The 3,943-nt window shown below is 67.9% G+C and carries 5 protein-coding genes and 1 pseudogene; 2 read left to right on the plus strand and 4 right to left on the minus strand.

The window, feature by feature from the left end; genetic code table 11:
- Positions 1–332, minus strand: a pseudogene (locus ACLP25_RS11850) (hypothetical protein); the annotation flags it as partial.
- Positions 333–503: 171 nt separating this feature from the next.
- Between ACLP25_RS11850 and ACLP25_RS11855 the strand changes: the two are divergent.
- Positions 504–1,535, plus strand: a complete 1,032-nt coding sequence (locus ACLP25_RS11855) for an SAM-dependent methyltransferase (RefSeq protein WP_442469398.1) — start codon at positions 504–506, stop codon at positions 1,533–1,535.
- Positions 1,536–1,538: 3 nt separating this feature from the next.
- Positions 1,539–2,051 carry a hypothetical protein gene (locus ACLP25_RS11860; protein WP_442469399.1) on the plus strand — a complete coding sequence of 171 codons (513 nt, stop codon included), beginning with the start codon at positions 1,539–1,541 and terminating at the stop codon, positions 2,049–2,051.
- 43 nt (positions 2,052–2,094) lie between these two features.
- Here the strand turns inward: ACLP25_RS11860 and ACLP25_RS11865 are convergent, their stop codons facing one another.
- The 3 genes from ACLP25_RS11865 to ACLP25_RS11875 form a co-directional block, all read right to left on the minus strand.
- Positions 2,095–2,889: a DUF1295 domain-containing protein gene (locus ACLP25_RS11865; RefSeq protein ID WP_442469400.1), complete on the minus strand. Its 795-nt coding sequence runs from the start codon at positions 2,887–2,889 to the stop codon at positions 2,095–2,097.
- 25 nt (positions 2,890–2,914) lie between these two features.
- Complete coding sequence (locus ACLP25_RS11870) at positions 2,915–3,559, minus strand: ChrR family anti-sigma-E factor (RefSeq protein WP_442469401.1); 645 nt, start codon at positions 3,557–3,559, stop codon at positions 2,915–2,917.
- Positions 3,556–3,943 (minus strand): sigma-70 family RNA polymerase sigma factor (locus ACLP25_RS11875; protein ID WP_442469402.1); only part of this gene is annotated, 388 nt, incomplete at its 5' end. The genes ACLP25_RS11870 and ACLP25_RS11875, both read right to left, overlap by 4 nt.

Raw genomic sequence — 3,943 nt, forward strand, 5'->3', positions numbered from 1 at the left:
GCGGGGCGGTTTGATTTCACCCATGCTCCCTTGCCGCAATACGCACCGCTGGCGGCAGCCCTTGCGCTGACGCCTTTGGCTTTCAGGTGTCGGAAGAGGAAGCGAGGACGCTTCTTCTGTGGGGAGACGTCCAGCACGAGCCTGTCGCCGACTTTCTCGTCGGTCACGCCCGGCCTGATCCAGGTGTTGATTGCGCAGAGCTTTTGGCCGCAAGGCTCGATCCGCACCCACGCCTTGCCGTCGCCCCTCGCCCAGTCGCCGATCGGCGAGGAGGTCGCAGCCGCCGCGGCGCCAGCGAGGGCGAGGACCCCTAGCGTTGCCGTTGTTCCCATGCTGGCGCCCCATCGATCGATCGTCTCGAACGTGCATACGGGGGCGAGGGCGTTCCGGTTCATTGCCGAGGCTGCGAAAAACGGGTCGTCCTCCTCGGCTCCTCTTCAGCGAGGAAAGAGAACCAAAGCCGTAGCGTCTGCGTAACGACGCTCATCTTGGAGCCTCTGCCCGTGAGCTTGACCGCCGCCGCCATCCGCCTCGCCGAGTCCGCGCGTTTGCCCGACCCGCTGACCCGGGCTGGCGTCGCCGTCCTCGTCGAGCGGACCCGCCGACGCCTCGTTCGTCGGCCGGACGAGGAGGAGGCGAGGCTGCTTGCCGAGATGGACGGCTTTCCGATTGCGATCCACGCGGACGCGGCCAATGCGCAGCACTACGAACTGCCGCCTGAGTTCTTCCGCCTGATTCTCGGGCCGCGACTCAAATATTCCTGCTGCCTCTATTCGGATGCGCAAACGACGCTCGCCCAAGCCGAGCGGGCAGCGCTCGACGAGACGATCGCGCGCGCAGGACTGGCTGATGGGCAGTCCATCCTGGAGCTCGGTTGCGGGTGGGGGTCGCTCTCGCTCACCATGGCCGAGCGGTTGCCCCACGCGCGGATCACGTCGGTCTCGAACTCGCGGTCGCGACGCGCCTTCATCGAGCGCGAGATCTGGCGGAAGGGTCTCACGAACCTCTCCATCGTGACCGCCGACATGAACGCCTTCGCGCCGCGCGGACGATTCGACGGCATCGTCTCCGTGGAGATGTTCGAGCACATGGCGAACTGGCGCCGGCTGCTCGGGTCGATCCGCTTGTGGCTCGAGGACGACGGCCGGGTCTTCTTGCATGTCTTCGCCCATCGGTCGCGCTCTTACCGCTTCGACGCGAGCGACCCCAACGACTGGATCGCGCGGCACTTCTTCACCGGCGGCCTGCTGCCGGCCCATGATCTGCCGCATCGCGTCACGCCGCTCTTCTTGGTCGAGGAGGAATGGCGCTGGTCTGGGCTGCATTATCGCCGCACCGCGCTCGACTGGCTGGCGAACTTCGATCGCGCGCGGGAAGACATCGACGTCATCCTCAGGCGGGTCTACCGCGAAGACGCCGCGCTCTGGCGGCGGCGGTGGCGTCTGTTCTTTCTGGCGACGGCCGGCCTCTTCGGCCACGGCTGCGGCGCCGAATGGGGCGTCGGCCACTACCGGCTCAAGCCGGAGCCGGCGTGACCAATGAGCGAGCCCTCTGACGCCCGCACCGCCGCCTGCGTCTCCATCGCCTGGCTCATCCTGATCAACAAGCCGATCTACCCGCTCTATGTGTGGGCCTTGATCGGCGCCGACGCCGCGACGCGATCGCTCGGGACGTTGGCGCTCGCGCCGCTTTATGCGGCTGCGCCCTTCCTCGCCCGACGATCCACCCGAGGCGCACGGATCGCGCTGCCGCTCATCGGCCTTGCCGACACCCTCTATGCGACAAAGCTCATGGGCGCGGCGACGGGCTCGGAGTTCTTTCTCGTCGCCTGCGGGCTTCTGGCGATCGTCGGCTTTCCCGCGCGCGAGGCGACGATTGCCCGCACGCTCGTGATCGTCGTCTATCTCGCCTTCCTCGTCCTGCATGGCCGATATGGCGCGCCGCTGCAGACGTGGACGGCGGAGGAGGCGGCCACACTCTTCACCCTCAATCTCTGCGCCGCGGCCTCGCTTGCGGCCTTTATCGGCCTGCGCTTTGCGACTGTGGCGTAATCGCGCGACGGCTGACGCGCTTTGGGCGTCGGCCTCGCCTCGATCAAAAGATCCTCGGAAAGAAGACGGGCGTGCGCTGCTGGTAGGCGCGGAAAGCGTCGCCGCGCGTCAGAAGCATGTGCTGCTCGAGCGGCGGCACCCCCGAAGCATAACGCAAGACGCCGTACATCAGGGCAGGCGCGACCCAAGCGAGGAGCCTCATGGCGTCTCCGCTCGCCGTGACCGCGAAAGCCGCCCAAACGAGCCACTCGAAAAAATAGTTCGGATGGCGCGACCGATCCCAGAGGCCAACGTCGCAGATTCGTCCGCGATTGGCGGGATCCGCCTTAAACCTAGCCAGCTCGGCGTCCGCGGCGGCTTCACCTACGAGGGCGACCGCGAAAATGACGAGGCCGCCGATATCTTGCGCGCGGAGGGTTGGCGAGGGCGCGTGTGCTGCAAGCGCGACGGCGAACGCCAACGCGGCGCCGACGATCGCTTGCGCTTGCAGGAACGCGAAAAGGCGGAGAGGAGCCGCCGCTCCCCAGAGGTCGATCAGTTTGCGGTAACGGGGGTCGTCCGGCGTTTTCCGCGTCCGGGCGACGATATGCGACCCGAGCCGGAGTGCCCAGAGCACGACGGCGGCCGCAATCGCTGCTCGGCGCCAGCCGGACCCGTCGCCGTCGCCGAGCGGTGCGGCCGCGAGGATTGCGCCCGTCGCGCCCACGCCCAACGTCCAGACAGCGTCAATCCAGCCGGTCTCACCGGTCGCTCGCTCAACGGCCCACGCGGCCGCCATGATCGCCGCGAGGGCGACTTCCGCAATCAGGAACGCGGCGACGACTGACGCGAAGGACATGGGGCCGCGCCTCCGATCCAGGGTTTCACAGCCGCACGAACGGCCGGGCGATGAGACCCCAGAATCCTTTCAAGCGCAGGTCGCCCTGCATCGCGACGAGACAGATGCAGTCCTCGCCGTCGTCGACATGCGGCTCATGCATCACGGTCTCGTCGCCGAGGTCGAAGTCGCCCGGGCCGTAGTGACCGCCCTCGTGGCTGAACCCGCCGCGAAGGACGCACGTCATCTCGAGCGCGGTATGGGCGTGCTGCAGGAGCCGGCTGTTCGGCGCGGACTTCAGGAGGAACACTCGCGTCGGCCCCGGCGCCGGCAAATGGATGGGCCGCATCTTGACCCTCGGCGCGACGAAGCGCCAGCCGCCGAACGCGTAGCGGCGCACGAAGTCGGGCAGCTCGCGCGGGGCATCCGCCGCTTCGACGGGACGGAGGAGGCGGGCAGGGGCGGGCTCGTCGAGCCGCGCCAGAGTTCGGTCGAGCGCATCGTCAGGCATCGAAGCCGGGCTGCAATTATCGACGATTTCGCCGCCGAGGCCCTCCATCGCGCGCGCCCATTCGCGACAGCGCGGGCAGCCACGCAGGTGGGTCGCAAGGGCGACGCGCTGTCCGAGGTCCAGGACGCCTGCGGCGTGGGCGGCGAGCGTCGCCTCGTCAGGATGGTGCTCAATCGTCATCGGTCCAATTCCAGCAGGGCGCGAAGCCGCTTCATCGCAAGTCGCGCGCGCGACTTGACCGTCCCCAACGGGATACGCAGCGTCTCGGCGATCTCCGAATGCGCCTTCTCCTCGAAAAACGACATCTCGATCACTTTCAATTGTTCCCTCGGCAGGGTCGATAGCGCCTCGCGAAGCCGCGCCTCCGATTGGCCGGCGGCGATCCGCTCGTCCGCCCCCGGCGTTTCGTCGCGCTCATATTCCGCTTCGACCTCCTCGACGCGGATCGCCCCGCCCCGGCTTTCGCGCCGGATCGCGTCGATGCGCAGGTTTCGGGCGATGGTGAAGATCCAGGTCGCCGCCCCCGCAGAGGCCGGGTCGAAAAGCTGCGCCTTGCGCCAGACC

This window comes from Roseiarcus sp., from assembly GCF_052145395.1.
In the GTDB taxonomy this organism is placed as follows: domain Bacteria; phylum Pseudomonadota; class Alphaproteobacteria; order Rhizobiales; family Beijerinckiaceae; genus Roseiarcus.

Excerpts from the sequence above, each read along its gene's own strand:
- ACLP25_RS11860 (WP_442469399.1), top strand. The coding sequence starts at position 1,539 with ATGAGCGAGCCCTCTGACGCCCGCACCGCCGCCTGCGTCTCCATCGCC.
- ACLP25_RS11865 (WP_442469400.1), bottom strand. The coding sequence starts at position 2,889 with ATGTCCTTCGCGTCAGTCGTCGCCGCGTTCCTGATTGCGGAAGTCGCC.
- ACLP25_RS11870 (WP_442469401.1), bottom strand. The coding sequence starts at position 3,559 with ATGACGATTGAGCACCATCCTGACGAGGCGACGCTCGCCGCCCACGCC.